The organism is Corynebacterium sp. 2571A, assembly GCF_055700935.1.
Map to the genome: position 1 here is coordinate 106,038 of NZ_JASTTE010000003.1, position 14,126 is coordinate 120,163.

Annotated in this window: 12 protein-coding genes; 2 read left to right on the forward strand and 10 right to left on the reverse strand. The window is 65.2% G+C overall.

Annotated elements, in window-relative coordinates; genetic code table 11:
- Nucleotides 1-13 precede the first annotated feature (13 nt).
- Nucleotides 14-676 (reverse strand): aminoacyl-tRNA hydrolase, encoded by a 663-nt coding sequence (gene pth, locus QQS53_RS06945; RefSeq protein WP_472775151.1) that lies wholly within the window; start codon nt 674-676, stop codon nt 14-16.
- Nucleotides 677-966: 290 nt separating this feature from the next.
- Here pth (QQS53_RS06945) and QQS53_RS06950 point away from each other — a divergent pair, with 290 nt between their 5' ends.
- Nucleotides 967-2,427 carry a glyceraldehyde-3-phosphate dehydrogenase gene (locus QQS53_RS06950; RefSeq protein WP_472775152.1) on the forward strand — a complete coding sequence of 487 codons (1,461 nt, stop codon included), beginning with the start codon at nt 967-969 and terminating at the stop codon, nt 2,425-2,427.
- 108 nt (nt 2,428-2,535) lie between these two features.
- Here QQS53_RS06950 and ppk2 read toward each other — a convergent pair whose 3' ends face one another.
- The 9 genes from ppk2 to QQS53_RS06995 all read right to left on the reverse strand — a co-directional run bounded on the left by ppk2 (nt 2,536) and on the right by QQS53_RS06995 (nt 12,112).
- On the reverse strand, nt 2,536-3,408 hold the full coding sequence (gene ppk2, locus QQS53_RS06955) for a polyphosphate kinase 2 (RefSeq protein WP_472775153.1): 873 nt from the start codon (nt 3,406-3,408) through the stop codon (nt 2,536-2,538).
- Nucleotides 3,409-3,461: 53 nt separating this feature from the next.
- The gene (locus QQS53_RS06960) at nt 3,462-4,292 is read right to left on the reverse strand and encodes a fumarylacetoacetate hydrolase family protein (protein WP_472775154.1); all 831 of its coding nucleotides are present in this window, start codon (nt 4,290-4,292) and stop codon (nt 3,462-3,464) included.
- Between the two features lie 6 nt (nt 4,293-4,298).
- Nucleotides 4,299-4,856 carry an aminoacyl-tRNA hydrolase gene (pth, locus tag QQS53_RS06965; protein WP_472775155.1) on the reverse strand — a complete coding sequence of 186 codons (558 nt, stop codon included), beginning with the start codon at nt 4,854-4,856 and terminating at the stop codon, nt 4,299-4,301.
- Nucleotides 4,857-4,950: 94 nt separating this feature from the next.
- Nucleotides 4,951-5,604, reverse strand: coding sequence for a 50S ribosomal protein L25/general stress protein Ctc (locus tag QQS53_RS06970; RefSeq protein WP_472775156.1), 654 nt, complete (start codon nt 5,602-5,604; stop codon nt 4,951-4,953).
- 280 nt (nt 5,605-5,884) lie between these two features.
- Entirely contained in the window at nt 5,885-7,348 is a 1,464-nt protein-coding gene (locus QQS53_RS06975) for a YkvI family membrane protein (protein WP_472775157.1), read from the reverse strand.
- A 67-nt stretch (nt 7,349-7,415) separates the two neighbouring features.
- Nucleotides 7,416-8,186: an SDR family NAD(P)-dependent oxidoreductase gene (locus tag QQS53_RS06980; RefSeq protein WP_472775158.1), complete on the reverse strand. Its 771-nt coding sequence runs from the start codon at nt 8,184-8,186 to the stop codon at nt 7,416-7,418.
- Nucleotides 8,187-8,306: 120 nt separating this feature from the next.
- A complete protein-coding gene (locus QQS53_RS06985; RefSeq protein ID WP_472772233.1) occupies nt 8,307-9,284 on the reverse strand; it encodes a ribose-phosphate diphosphokinase in 978 nt (325 codons plus the stop codon).
- Nucleotides 9,285-9,303: 19 nt separating this feature from the next.
- A complete protein-coding gene (glmU, locus tag QQS53_RS06990; protein ID WP_472775159.1) occupies nt 9,304-10,764 on the reverse strand; it encodes a bifunctional UDP-N-acetylglucosamine diphosphorylase/glucosamine-1-phosphate N-acetyltransferase GlmU in 1,461 nt (486 codons plus the stop codon).
- A gap of 124 nt (nt 10,765-10,888) precedes the next feature.
- Nucleotides 10,889-12,112, reverse strand: a complete 1,224-nt coding sequence (locus QQS53_RS06995) for an MFS transporter (protein ID WP_472775160.1) — start codon at nt 12,110-12,112, stop codon at nt 10,889-10,891.
- 238 nt (nt 12,113-12,350) lie between these two features.
- Between QQS53_RS06995 and QQS53_RS07000 the strand changes: the two genes are divergently transcribed.
- The gene (locus QQS53_RS07000) at nt 12,351-14,072 is read left to right on the forward strand and encodes a multicopper oxidase family protein (protein ID WP_472775161.1); all 1,722 of its coding nucleotides are present in this window, start codon (nt 12,351-12,353) and stop codon (nt 14,070-14,072) included.
- Nucleotides 14,073-14,126 lie beyond the last annotated feature (54 nt).

Consider the following 14,126-nt stretch of genomic DNA (forward strand, 5'->3'; position numbering starts at 1 on the left):
CGGCGCTTCGCCCTTAGCGGGAATGGATGGTGTTCTGCGCGGCGGCCAGGCCCTTCTCCACGATGAGCCGGGCGCCCTCGGCGGCGGTGCCGATCGCCGTGTCCAGCCCGCGGCTGGCGTCCACCGGGCCCAAGACGTAGTCGGGGATGGACGAACCCTTCGGCGGGCGGCCGATGCCGATGCGGACCCGCAGGTAGTCCCGGGTGCCCAGGTGCTCGGTCAGGGATTTCAGCCCGTTGTGCCCGTTTTCGTTACCTCCCTGCTTGAGGCGCACCTTGTGGGCCGGCAGGTCGAGCTCGTCGTGAATGACAATAATGCGCTCCGGCGGGACGTTTAAGCGCCGGGCCAGCTCGCCGACCGGCTCGCCGCTTAGGTTCATGAAGCTCTGCGGGCGCACGGCCAGCACCGGGGTGCCCCCGATGTCCAAGGAGGCGGCGTCGGCCGCCAGGCCGCGCACCGGCTGGACCAGCCCGCCGGTGGCCGCCAGCAGGTCATCGACGGCCATAAAACCGACGTTGTGCCGCGTCGCCGCGTATTTCGGCCCCGGGTTGCCCAGGCCAACGATGAGCCACTCGGCGCGCAGGTCCTCCGGCGCCGGCGCGGTAGGCCGATGACTAGAAGGCTGGGGCCCGGACGGCTTCCGGAAGGGGCTGAAAAGTTTATCTAAAAAAGACACGCTCTTAGTCTGGCATAAAGTCTCCTAGGTGATGACAGCTACCACGGTCCTTGGCGAGATGGCTTGCCCCTGCCATCTACCCCCACCTCAACCAGATTCTGCGTGCCAAGCGCGCTGCGGGGGATAAGGCGGTGGCATATTGCCTAGTGGGCGAACCGGCCACTGGGCTGCGCGGGGGTAGTGTGGAAGACATCCTCTGCCGTCTTAACCAAAAGGCGAACTAGAACGCGATAAACTTTTTGGTTGAGAATTGGTTATACACCCATCGGACCGTGAAAAGGATTGATTTCGTGACCACGAACTCGCACGTGTGGCAAGAAAACTGGAATGAGCGCCTGGAAAAGGCGCAGGAGATGCTGCCGCTGATCCACCAGCTTCACCGCAAAAACAACGTCGTCACCACGATCTTCGGCCGCCCGCTGGTGGGCGTCACCGACATCGACATCATCAAGAGCCACCGCTACGCCCGCCGCATCGCGGAGCGCGAGCTGTCCACCTTCGAGACCCTGCCGATCATCCAGGAGCTGACCGAGATGAACCTGGGCTCTGCCTCCGTCGACGTGGGGCGCCTGGTCATCGGCTACGAAGAGGAAAAGGACAACTACAACAGCCTGCGCGATTACCTCGAGCAGGAGCTGGTGGAGGTCGTCGGTGCCGGCGTCAACAAGGAATGCACCGACGTCGTGCTCTACGGCTTCGGCCGCATCGGCCGCCTGCTGGCCCGCATCCTGATTGCCCGCGAGGCCGCCTACGGCGGCGTGCGCCTGCGCGCCATCGTCGTGCGCAAGAAGGGCGACGGCGACATCCTCAAGCGCGCCTCCCTGCTGCGCCGCGACTCCGTCCACGGCGCCTTCAACGGCTCCATCTCCGTGGATGAGGAAAACGAGGTCATCTGGGCCAACGGCACCAAGATCAAGGTCATCTACGCCTCCGACCCGGCCACCATCGACTACACCCAGTACGGCATCAAGGACGCCATCCTGGTGGATAACACCGGCGCGTGGCGCAACCGCGAGGGCCTGTCCCAGCACCTGGAGGCCCCGGGCATCGGCCGCGTGCTGCTGACCGCCCCGGGCAAGGGCGACATCAAGAACATCGTCTACGGCATCAACGACGGCGACATCGCCGAGGACGACAAGATCCTGTCCGCCGCCTCCTGTACCACCAACGGCATCACCCCGGTCCTCCAGGTCATCAACGAGCGCTACGGCGTGGTCCACGGCCACGTGGAGACCGCCCACTCGTTCACCAACGACCAGAACCTCATTGACAACTACCACAAGGGCGACCGCCGCGGCCGCGCCGCCGGCCTGAACATGGTCCTGACCGAGACCGGCGCCGCCAAGGCCGTGGCCAAGGCCGTCCCGGACTTCGAAGGCAAGCTGACCGGCAACGCCATCCGCGTTCCCACCCCGGACGTGTCCATGGCCGTGCTGAACCTGGAGCTGGCCTGCGAGGTCGAGCGCGAGGAGGTCAACAACTTCCTGCGTGACGTCTCGCTGCGCTCCCACCTGCGCCAGCAGATCAGCTACATCGCCTCCCCGGAGGTCGTCTCCTCCGACTTCGTCGGCTCCACCCACGCCGGCATCGTCGACGGCCTGGCCACCATCGCCAGCGGCAAGCACCTGGTGCTCTACGTCTGGTACGACAACGAGTTCGGCTACTCCAACCAGGTCATCCGCATCGTTGAGCGCCTGGCCAACGCCCGCCCGAAGGTCCTGCCCGGCCGCATCCACGCCTCGCAGCTCTAAGGCGCGTGGGAACCCGCTAAGGGCTCCCAGATAAATAAATTTCCCCGCTCGGTGGACTGTTCTACCGAGCGGGGAAATTTTTAGGTCCTGTGGTGGGCGGCCTGGGACTTATTTCTTCTTGTCCTTCTTTTTCTTCTTCTTATCCTGCTTGCCGCGCTCGAGGTCGGCAGCGACGTCGGGGACGTACTTGAACTCCTCGCGGGCCGGGCGCTCGTATTCCTGCCCATCGGAGGCCGGGCGCTGCGGGATATCCGGCAGCTCGCGGTCGATCTTCCGGTAGGGGATGGAGCCGAGCAGGTGGGAGATGACGTTGATGCGGGAGCGCTTTTTGTCCTCCGACTCGACGGTGTACCACGGCGCGGTGGGGGTGTCGGTGTGGATGAACATCGCGTCCTTGGCGCGGGAGTAGTCCTCCCAGCGGGTGATGGACTGCAGGTCCATGGGGGAGAGCTTCCAGCGGCGCAGCGGGTCGTTGCGGCGGGACTCGAAGCGGGCGATCTGCTCTTCGTCGGAGACGGAGAACCAGTACTTGCGCAGCATGATGCCGTCCTCGACCAGCATCTGCTCGAAGGTCGGGGCTTGGTGCAGGAAGCGGACGTATTCCTGATCGGTGCAAAAGCCCATGACGCGCTCGACGCCGGCGCGGTTGTACCAGGAGCGGTCGAAGATGACGATCTCGCCGGCGGTCGGCAGCTTTTCGATGTAGCGCTGGAAGTACCACTGGCCGCGCTCGCGGGAGGTGGGGGCGGGGAGGGCCTCCACGCGGCAGGAGCGCGGGTTAAGGTACTGCGTGATCCGCTTGATCGCCGAGCCCTTGCCGGCGGCGTCGCGGCCTTCCATGATGATGACCACGCGCGCGCCGGTCTCGACGACCCACTGCTGCATATCGACCAGCTCGGCCTGCAGGCGCTTGAGCTCGTCCTCGTACGCCTTCTTGTTCAGTTTGGGCGGCTTGGTGGTCTTGGCGTCTTTCTTGCTCATAGTTCAATCGTAGCCGCCGGAAGGCCGTGGGGAAAACCCATCAACAGTGAATATTAATCGGTAAAGACCGTGGTGTTTTCGATGTGGCCGAGGCCCTCAATCGCCACGCGCACGGTGTCGCCATGCCCCAGGAACTGCTGCGGGTCCCGGGCGAAGCCGACGCCCTCCGGGGTGCCGGTGACGATGACGTCGCCGGGGTTGAGCGGGTAGAGGTGCGAGCAGAAAGAGACCAGCTCGGCGACGGGGAAGATCAGGTCGTCGGTGTTGTCTTCCTGGCGAATCTCGCCATTGACCGTGGTGGTCAGCCGGGCGCCGGTCCCCGGGGACCACTCGTCCGCGGTGGTCAGCCACGGCCCGAAGCCGGAGCTGCGGTAGAAGGACTTGCCCGCGTGGAACTGGGTGGTCTGCCGCTGGAAATCTCGCAGGGTGTAGTCGTTCATGATGGCGTAGCCGGCCACGTGGGATAGCGCCCGGCTGCGATCGATGCGGTGCGCGCGGGTGCCGATGACCGCGGCGAGCTCGCCCTCGTAGTCGAGCTTGCCCTGGGCGTAGCCGGGGATAGCCACCTCGCTAAATGGCCCGGTGAGCGCGTCGGCGAATTTCACGAACAGCGTGGGCTGGTCCGGGGCCTGCCGCCCCATCTCCCGGATGTGGCGGGCGTAGTTGAGGCCGACGCAGATGATTTTCTCCGGCTGGGGGATGACCGGGGCGAGGTCCTCGTGGTCGAAGACGATGGGCTCGCCGGAGAGCTGGGCAGCTTTGCGCCAGTCGCCGCTGCGCAGCAGGGCGCCCACGTCCTCGTGGTCGAGTTCCACGCCGGTGTAGTCGCTGTCCACGCGGACGGTGGTCGTGCCGTACTGGGTCTTCAGGGTAGCGAGCCTCATAGAAGGCTATGTTAACGCCTGCAGCACCTCGTCCGCGGCATCGGCTGCGATAATCGGCACCTCCGCGGCCTCCTTCTTGGAAAACTTGGCCAGCACGAAACTGGCCGGATCCAGGCGCCCGGGCGGGCGGCCGATGCCCACCGACAGGCGCTGGTAGTCCTTGGTACCCAGGGATTTCGTGACCGAGCGCAGACCGTTGTGCCCGTGGTCGCCGCCGCCCAGGCGCAGCCGCACGGCGCCGAAGTCCTGCTCCAGCTCGTCGTGAATGATAATGATGTCCGCCGGCTGGACGGAGAAATAATTCGCCAGTGCCTTGACCGCGCCGCCGGAGGTGTTCATGAACGTGCGGGGCTGGGCCAGGATGACGCGGCGGGCACCCAGGCGCCCCGGGGCCAGCTCCGCAATCTCCGCGTTGGTTTTCCGGTTCAGGCTCAGACTGGCGGCCTGCGGCGTGGCCCGGCTGGCGAGCTCCGCGATGACCTCGTGGCCGACGTTGTGCCGGGTGCCGGAATATTCCGGCCCCGGGTTGCCCAGGCCGACGATTAGCAGGGGAGTCTCACTCATGCTCACCATTGTGGCACAGGCAAAAAGAAAGGCGGGCCGCCCCACGCACTCGGCGTGGAGGGCCCGCAGTAAGTCCCTAGCGAGGGGGCAGGGATTACTCCTCGTTGTCGGAGGAGGACTCGCCCTCGTCGACGGACTCGGCACCAGCGTCGGCGCCGCCTTCCTCAGCGGCCTCAGCGGCCTCCTCGAGCTCGGTGTCAACCTCCGGCTCGGAGATGGAGACGATGACGGTCTCCTCGTCGGCGACCAGGGTGGAGCCTTCCGGCATGGTCAGGTCGGCAGCGGTGATGACGGTGCCGTCTTCGGCGCCCTCGATGGAGACGAGGATCTCTTCCGGGATGTTGAGCACGTCCGCCTCGATCATGACGGCGTCGGCGTCCTGCAGGTACATCATGCCCGGAGCCGGCTCGCCCTCGATGGTGACCGGGACCTCGACCTCGACCTTCTCGCCGCGCTTAATGGACAGCAGGTCGATGTGGTCAACGTCTAGGGTCAGCACGTTCTGGTCGACGTGCTTGACCATGGTCAGATGCTGCTGGCCGTCGATCTCCAACTCGAGAACGGCGTTGACGCCGTGGTAACGCAGCAGGGTCTGGATTTTCAGCAGGCCGGCGGCGAAGTGGATCGGCTCGGTGTTGGAGCCGTAGATCACGCCGGGGATCTTCCACTCGCGGCGCAGGCGGCGAGCGGCACCCTTACCGAACTCGGTACGGGCTTCAGCCTTGATGACGGGGCGTTCGTTAGCCATTGTTTCTCCTTGAAGGTCGAATGTAGGTCGAAAAGTACACACGGCAAGGACTAGGCGTATAAATACGACTAAAGCCTGCCGATGGACGTCTTGGTCGAGTCACATCGCAGGCTTGGATAAGTGAAGCTTGGAATGTAGTTTTATCAATCGCGTCGATAACGGCCAACACCACGCGCGTGGTTAGTCAGCCCTCGCCGAGACAGATAGCAATCTAGCATGCGCTGCCCCGGCGACGCAATTTGCGGGCCCCGGGGCGCGGTTCCGGTTGCTCGCGTTACCACTAGGAGTCTTGCTCGGTGGCCTTCTGCGGGCGCGCCTTGACAGGGGAGTCGCCCGCGTCATCGGTAGCCGTCTTTTCGGTTGCTTCGATGGGGTTGCCGTTCGCGTCGTAGCCGGTCGGCTCGACCTCGCTGACGTAGCGTACCTGGCCGCGGTGGATGGGCTCGTAGCGGCCCTCTAGCCAGTCTTCGTCCACCTCGTAGTCCGCGGCGCTAAACGGGTTACTGGAGTCCGCGTCAAGCTCCGCGATGACCTCCTGGGACACGGATTCGCGCAGCGGCTGGGAGGCCAGGTTGGAGTGGAAGATCTCCTGGGAGAGCTCGGCGCGCTGGGCGTTGCTGAACTTCTGCTTCGGGTCGATCATGCGCAGCACTAGGGAGCGGATCTTGTCGCGTCGGCGGGACTCGGCGGTGATGATGCCGCGGCCGCGGGCCAGCCAGGTGAATATCAGCACGGCGATCATGACCAGCGCGACGTAGCCCATAATCGGGAAGACCGCGCCGACCAGGGTGGCGAAGTCCAGGAAGGACAGCACGTAGCCGACGATGACGATGACCACCAGGGTCAGGCGGAAGCGCTGCGGGGCGTGCGTGGACACGCGGCGGGACAGGCTGTAGAAGTTGCCCAGCGCGGTGGAGAAGATCATGACGTAGATGACGATGGAGGCAAACAGGCCCAGGGTGTCATTGACGTTGGTGATGATGCTCAAAGTCGGCAGGGCGTCCTCGTAGACGTCCGTGACGTTGAAGATCATGGCGATGACCATCATGACCAGCAGGACGCCGAAGAGCAGGCCGCCGATGACCCCGCCGCGGCCGGCGGTGCGCACGTCGATGGTGTCGCCGCCCATGATGATACCCATTGACACACCACCCATCATGGCAATCCCGACGTAGTTGAAGGTGGACACCCACCAGTTCGGCAGGGTGGTCTCCACGTTATCGATGCCGAACTGGCCCACGGCGGCGAGATCAGACGGGGCGTTCATGAAGGAGTAGACCGCGGCGATGACCAACAGGGCGACCACGAACGGGGTGATAGAGCCCAGGGTGTTGGTGACCTTCTCAACGTTCATCATGCCGCAGATGATGACGGCGACGGCCATCAGCGTCGAGCCCACCCAGAGCGGCAGACCGAACTGCTGGTTGAGGTTGGCGCCGGCGCCGGCCAGCATCACGAAGGAAATGCAAAACTGCGTGAAGGTGATGGAATAGTCCACGAAGCGAGCCAGGAACTTGCCGGCCACGCTGGAAAAGACGCGGTCGTGGGAGGTGGCCTGGAAATAGCTCCCGTACTGCATGGCGATCATGGCCGCGAGGGGCATCAGTACCAGCGCGATGACGGCGCCGATGACGCCCCACCAACCGAAGGCGGCGTAATACTGCAGCATTTCTTGGCCGGAGGCGAAACCGGCGCCGACAGTACAACTGAAGTACGCCATTCCCAGCATGAGAGCTTTTTTCACTAACAGTCCTTCCACGTTGAAATTTTCAACAACAACGTAGGACTATAGCGGCTGTGCTGGGAAGATGCTAGCCGGCTGTGTATCCACCGTCGACCATGTGGGCGCTGCCGGTGATGTAAGACGCGTCCGGGGACAGCAGGAAACGCACCAGGTGAGCCACCTCTTCCGGCTGGCCTAGGCGGCCCAACGGGTGGGAATTGATGACGCGGTGCAAGGCCTCATCATCCATGTCCTTGGCCAGGCGGGAGCCGCGCACATAAGCCGGGCACACGCAGTTGATGCGGATGGCCTTGGAGCCGTACTCCAGGGCGGCGCTCTTGGTCAGTCCCACCACGCCGTGGTTGGCGGCGGTGTAGGCGGAATTGCCCGCCGAGGCGAAAGCGCCGTGCACGGACGCGACGTTGACAATCGAGCACGACGAGGTCCGCTCCTGGTCCATGAACTGCTCGAGCTGGTAGCGCATGCCGTAGGCCACGGCATTGAGGTTGCGGTCGATGAGCTGGTCCCACTCGCTCACGGCGAATTCGCCGGTGTGGTCGTCGCTGCCGCCGTAGCCGGGGCAGTTAACCGCCAGGTGCAGCCCGCCGTAGGTCTGGACAGCCAAGTCGACGGCGTCGCGGTGCGCGGCCTCCACGGTGGTGTCCATGACGTGGCCGGTCACCTCCGCGCCGGCGGCGCGGAGCTTTTTCACCAACTGTCCCAGCAGCTGCGGGTCCTCGTCCGCGACAACCAGGCGAGCACCCCACTCGCTGAGTTCTTCGGCCACCGCGGCACCGATCCCGTAGCCGGCCCCGATGACCAAGGCTACCCGGCCGTCGAAATTAGAAAACCTACCCATGAGTGTCCTTCCTTGTGGTCGTGGCTCCCTCACCGGTGCGACCCGCCGGAACGTTCAAGCGTTCCGGCTCACGGTCACGCCGGGGGAGTTGCCTAGGGCACCCAGGGTAGTGATTTTTTCTTAGTCTTGCGGCTCAAACAGGGTAGTAACCGAACCGTTTTCGAAGATCTCGTGGATCGTACGGGCCAGCAGCGGCGCGATGGACAGCACCGTCAGGTTGGACCAGCCCTCGGTGGACTGCGGCAGGGTGTCGGTCGTGATGACCTCTTCTGCGCCGCACTCCGACAGGCGCTCGCGCGCCGGATCGGAGAAAACACCGTGGGTGCAGGCGATGATGACCTTGCGGGCACCGGCCTCCTTGAGGACGCGGACCGCGCCGGCGATGGTGCCGCCGGTGTCAATCATGTCGTCCAGCAGGATGCAGTCGTGGCCCTCGACGTCGCCGACGACGCGGTTGGACACGGTCTGGTTGGCCACCTCGGTGGAGCGGGTCTTGTGGACGAATGCCAGCGGGGCGTCGCCCAGCTCGTGGGCCCACTTCTCGGCGACCTTGACGCGGCCAGCGTCCGGGGAGACCACGGTGATGTTGTCCGTGGCGTAGGTCTTCTTGATGTAGTCGGTCAGGATCGGCATGGCGTGCATGTGATCGACCGGGCCATCGAAGAAGCCCTGGATCTGGTCGGTGTGCAGGTCGACGGAGACAATACGGTCTGCGCCGGCGGCCTGCAGCAGGTCGGCGACCAGGCGGGCGGAGATGGGCTCGCGGCCGCGGTGCTTCTTATCCTGTCGCGCGTAAGGGTAGAACGGCAGGATGGCGGTGATGCGCTTGGCGGAACCGCGCTTGAGCGCATCGATCATGATGAGCTGCTCCATCAGCCACTTGTTCAGCGGCTGGGTGTGGGACTGCATGACGAAGCAGTCGGCACCACGCACGGATTCCTCGAAGCGAATGAAGATTTCGCCGTTCGCGAAGTCGCGGGCGGTGGTGGGGACTAGGTCCGTCTTGAGCTCCTTGGCTACGGCCTCAGCCAGATCCGGGTGTGCGCGCCCGGAAAACAGCTTCATGTTTTTGCTGCTGCCAGTGATTTTGCCAGTCATAGCGAGTTAAAAACCCTTCTTAATTGTGGTCGCCGTTATGTGGTTCGCCTTGCGCGCGGGCCGCCGCTTCCGCCGCCGGGGTGCCCGGCCGCTTCTTCTGCACCCAGCCCTCGATATTGCGCTGCTTGCCACCAGAGACAACGAGTGCTCCTGCCGGAACATCGTCCTTGATTACTGTACCCGCTCCGGAATACACGCCGTCACCGACCGTCACCGGAGCAATAAACATGGTGTCCGAGCCGGTGCGGACGTAGTCGCCCACGGTGGTGTGGTGCTTGTTCACGCCGTCGTAGTTGACGAACACGGAGGACGCACCGATGTTGGACTCGCGGCCGACAGTCGCGTCCCCGATATAGGTCAGGTGCGGGACCTTGGAGCCCGGGCCGATGTGGGCCTTCTTGGCCTCGACGAAGCCGCCCAGCTTGCCCTTCTCACCCAGGACGACGCCCGGGCGGATGTAGGTAAACGGCCCGACGATGGCCTCGGTGCCGATGACCGAGCCTTCGCCGTGGGTGCGGATGACGCTGGCGCCGGCGCCCACCTGCATGTCGGTCAGGGTGGTGTCCGGGCCCACCACGGCGTTATCGCCGATGGAGGTCGTGCCCCACAACTGGGTGCCGGGGTGGATGGTCACGTCCTGGCCGATGGTCACGCCCACACCAATCCAGGTGGTTTCCGGATCGACGACGGTGGCCCCGCCGCGCATGGCCTCTTCGACCAGGCGGCGGTTGAGCTCGCGACCGGCGGCGGCCAGCTGGATGCGGTCGTTGACGCCGGCCAGCTCCGCCGGGTCCGGGGCGCGGAAGGCGCCGACTGCCTGGCCGTCCTCGCGGGCGATCTCCAGCACGTCGGTGATGTAGAGCTCGCCCTGGGCGTTGTTGGTGTCCAGGCGGGTCAGCGCGGAGCGCAGCGTGGCGGCGTCGAAAGCGAAGACGCCGGAGTTGACCTCGCGGATAGCGCGCTGGGCGTCGCTGGCGTCTTTGTGCTCGACGATGGCCTGCACGCTGCCATCCTCGGCGCGCTCGATGCGACCGTAGCCGGTGGGGTTATCCAGCTCCATCGACAGCACGGTGACCGCGTTGCCGGCCTCCTGGTGCGCAGCGCGCAGGCCGTCGATGGTCTCGGCGCGCAGCAGCGGGACGTCGGCGTTGGTGACGATGACGGTGCCGTCGAAGTCGGGCAGCGGTTCCAGGCCGCACTGGACGGCGTGCCCGGTGCCGTTTTGTTCTTCCTGGACCGCCTGCAGGATCTCCCGGTCGAGCTCCTCGGCGAGCTGGTCGACGGCGGGGGAGACCTGGTCACGCTGGTGGCCGACGACGGCCACGAGGTGTTCGGGCTCCAGCCCGGCGGCGGCATAGAGGCTGTGTCCTAACAGGCTGCGGCCGCCGATGCTGTGCAAAGTCTTCTGCGTTGCAGACTTCATGCGGGTGCCAGCGCCGGCGGCGAGAACGATGACGGCTACGGGTTGCGGGCTTGCCACGTGGGGAACTCTCCAAAATCTTAATCGGCGAAAGTGCAATAAGTTTTTCGCTAAACATCATATAGCGGACCGCGCCCAGCCGCGTTCTTTTGAGCAGACACGTTGCGCCGCCCCGGGGCGCTACTTAGCTGGAGACGTCCTCGAGCTGCCGGGCCCGCCAGACGCCCACCGCGCCGACCAGGGCCAAAAAGAGCAGCGCAGCCGAGGGGCCGGCCAAAGCGATGAGGGCGGAGATACCGCCGACCACCAGCAGCATGACGCCCATCATGGTGTTGGCGGCGCCGACGTACCGGGTGCGCTGGTCGCCCTCGGCCATGTCCACCACGTAGGTCTTGCGGGCCACGCGGATGGAGGTGTGCGCCAGGGTGACCACGAAGAAGCCGGCGGGAAGCAGCCACTGGTTGACCGCGGCCGGCAGGACGGCATCGGCAGCCACGATAAGGACCAAGACCACGGAGGCCACCGCGGCGCCGCCGGCCATGACGTTGCGGGAAGACCTGTCGGAAAAGACACCGGAGACCCGCCCGCCGACGAGCGAGGCCACCCCGGAGGCCAGGAGGAACGAGCCCAGGCCGCCGAGTAGGGTATCACCGTTGCGCTGGGCCAGGGTAACGATGAACGTCGTCGATAGTGCGGAGACTAACAGCAGGGATCGGACGTTGACGAACTGTCTAAAGCGGCGGTCACCGGTGTATAACTGCCACGTGTCTTGCCACCAGTTGGCCGCGGGCGGTGCTTGTTCTTCCTTGGTGACCGGCTCGGCGATGCCGCGGAAGACCAGCGTGGCCACCGCCCAGGTCAGCGAACCAGCAACAACCAGCATGCCGAGGGCCCACTGTGGCAAGTGCCCGGTGAGCACGATGAAGATACCGACCAGCAGGGTGGCCGCGCCCCCGACCGCGGTGGCCCGGCCGGTGACCTGGCCGCGGGTGCCCTTGGAAATCGTGCGGCCCTGGACGTCCTTGCCCGCGATGGAGCACAGCGCCCGGGATACGGACAGCGCCGCGAGCGCCAGCAGGACGCCGGCGCCGAGCAGCCAGCCGCTGGCGACGATGATGACAAGGCCGATGAGGAAAGCGGAAACGGCCTGGCCGATAGAGCCCAGCATCCACAGCTTCTTGCGGCTGTTGTGCGTGGTCACCCAGGGAGTGAGCGCGGCCTGCGGCAGCATGGAGCCCGACTCGCGGAAGGGCACCAGCAGGGCGGTGAAGAAGTGAGGAACGCCGGCTGCCTGGAAAGCCCACGGAAGCACCGTCTTGGCGGAGACTACCTGGTCACCCAGGTTTTGTAGACCGTTGGCCCAGACGAAACGCCGCGCGTTGTGGGATTCCCAATTTTTGTTTTCCATGGCGTCGAGCTTATTGGGCGAGGTGCTTTTTAGGTAGTAAGGCCGGCCTCGCCGCAACCCGACTGAGCAGGACTTCGGCCCGGCGGTGGGGATTAAGGGTGTGAATAAATTCGGCGAGATCCCAACCGATGTGAGATTGTGCGCGGCGGCTCAAACGCGGGGCGGCTGGCGCGGCCGGTGGCCTAGGCTGGAGGGAGTATCAATTTTCACGGTTTTGTGAAGGCAAAGGTGATTGTTTATGCTCGCACGTGCCCATGTGTACCGTCCGTTCAACCGGCGTATGTTCTTCCGCGGCACGCTCGTCGCCGCCCTAGGGGCGGCCGCCGCCCCGGCGCTGGCGGCGTGTTCCGATAGCCAGTCGAGCCAGCAGCCCGAACCGCGCGGCTACGACGGTGAGCCGCGCGAGCTGGCCATTCCTCCTCTCTATGAGGGCACGCTGGAGGGCACAACTCGTACGTTCACCCTGCAGGCCCAGGCCGGGCACGCCGAGATCCTGCCCGGCCAGCCGCGCACGCGCACCTGGGGCTTCAACGGCGACTACCTGGGCCCGACGCTGCGCGCCAAGAAGGGTGAAGAGGTCAAGGTCCGCGTAGAAAACAACCTGCCGGAGATGACCACCGTCCACTGGCACGGGATGAAGCTGCCGGCCTATGCCGACGGCGGCCCGCATTCGCCCATCGAGCCGGGTCAGAGCTGGGAGCCGTCCTGGACGGTGGCGCAGCCGGCCGCCACGGTGTGGTACCACCCGCACCCGCACGGGCAGACCGCCGTGCAGGCCTACCGCGGGCTGGCGGGCATGTTCATCCTGGACGACGAGGTCTCTGAGTCCTTGGAGATCCCGCACGACTACGGCGTGGACGATATCCCGGTCGTGCTCTGCGATCTCAAGTTCACCGATGCTGACCAGCTGGATAACCGGATCGATGACACCCTGGGCCTGATGGGCACCACGCCGGTGGTCAACGGTCAGACCAACTGCTTCTTCCAGGCCACCACGCGCCGGGTGCGGCTGCGCTTCTTAAACGGCGCGACCATGCGCTTCTACACGCTCAGCCTGGACAACGACGCCCCCTTCCAGGTCATCGCCACCGACTCCGGGCTGCTGGGCGCCCCGGTGGAGGCCGACGATATCCTGATCGGCCCCGGCGAGCGCGTCGAAGCCTTGGTGGACCTGGCCCCGGGCGAGGAGATCAAGCTGGTCTCCCGGCCGCGCGAGGACCGCTTTGGCATCCCCGAAAACGGCGAATACACCGTGGATTTCGGCTTCCAGGATTCCTTCGACCTGCTGACCCTGCGCGGCCCGCAGGACTCCGCGCCGGAGGCTCCGGCGCTGCCGGCAAAGCTCGACCCGGCCGCTGAGGAGACCCCCACTAGGGAAGGGCTGAAGGAGCGCACGTTCGTGCTCAATACCTTCCTTATTAACGGCGAGTCCATGGACATGGCCCGCGTGGACGAGGTGATTGATCATGACAAGCCGGAAATCTGGCACGTGGAAAACGAGAACGCGGACTGGCCTCACAACTTCCACATCCACAATTCCCGGTTCAAGATCCTAGAATTCGACGGGCAGGGGATTGAGGTTCCCACCCAGGGCTGGAAGGACACCATCGACCTGCCGCCCAAGGCGACGGCGACCCTGTTGGTGGAATTCGGCTATTACCCGGATCCGACGATCCCCTATATGTTCCACTGCCACATGCTCCTGCACGAGGACGAGGGCATGATGGGTCAGTTCGTCGTGGTAAAGCCTGGCGACGAGCCCGACGTGCGCGTCAACCCGGCGGCGATGACCTTCGACGAGCATGCCGGGCACTCGTCTAGCCACGCCCAGCACGGCTCCATCGACGCCTCCCGCAGCCCGTATGCGCCCACCAGCGGGGCGCAACCCGCGGGTGGTGCGGACGAACCGGCCGCGCGCGGCAACCCGGGCGGGCACCAGTCCAATCTGGACGCCAAGTAGCCGGCACAGCTGTCTAAAGGCATCCGGGCGGGGAGAAGCTCCGCCCGGATGCCT

Coding starts and splice junctions, on each gene's coding strand:
- QQS53_RS06980 (WP_472775158.1), bottom strand. CDS start 8,186: ATGGGTAGGTTTTCTAATTTCGACGGCCGGGTAGCCTTGGTCATCGGG.
- QQS53_RS06970 (WP_472775156.1), bottom strand. CDS start 5,604: ATGGCTAACGAACGCCCCGTCATCAAGGCTGAAGCCCGTACCGAGTTC.
- QQS53_RS06960 (WP_472775154.1), bottom strand. CDS start 4,292: ATGAGGCTCGCTACCCTGAAGACCCAGTACGGCACGACCACCGTCCGC.
- QQS53_RS06985 (WP_472772233.1), bottom strand. CDS start 9,284: ATGACTGGCAAAATCACTGGCAGCAGCAAAAACATGAAGCTGTTTTCC.
- pth (WP_472775155.1), bottom strand. CDS start 4,856: ATGAGTGAGACTCCCCTGCTAATCGTCGGCCTGGGCAACCCGGGGCCG.
- QQS53_RS07000 (WP_472775161.1), top strand. CDS start 12,351: ATGCTCGCACGTGCCCATGTGTACCGTCCGTTCAACCGGCGTATGTTC.
- QQS53_RS06995 (WP_472775160.1), bottom strand. CDS start 12,112: ATGGAAAACAAAAATTGGGAATCCCACAACGCGCGGCGTTTCGTCTGG.
- ppk2 (WP_472775153.1), bottom strand. CDS start 3,408: ATGAGCAAGAAAGACGCCAAGACCACCAAGCCGCCCAAACTGAACAAG.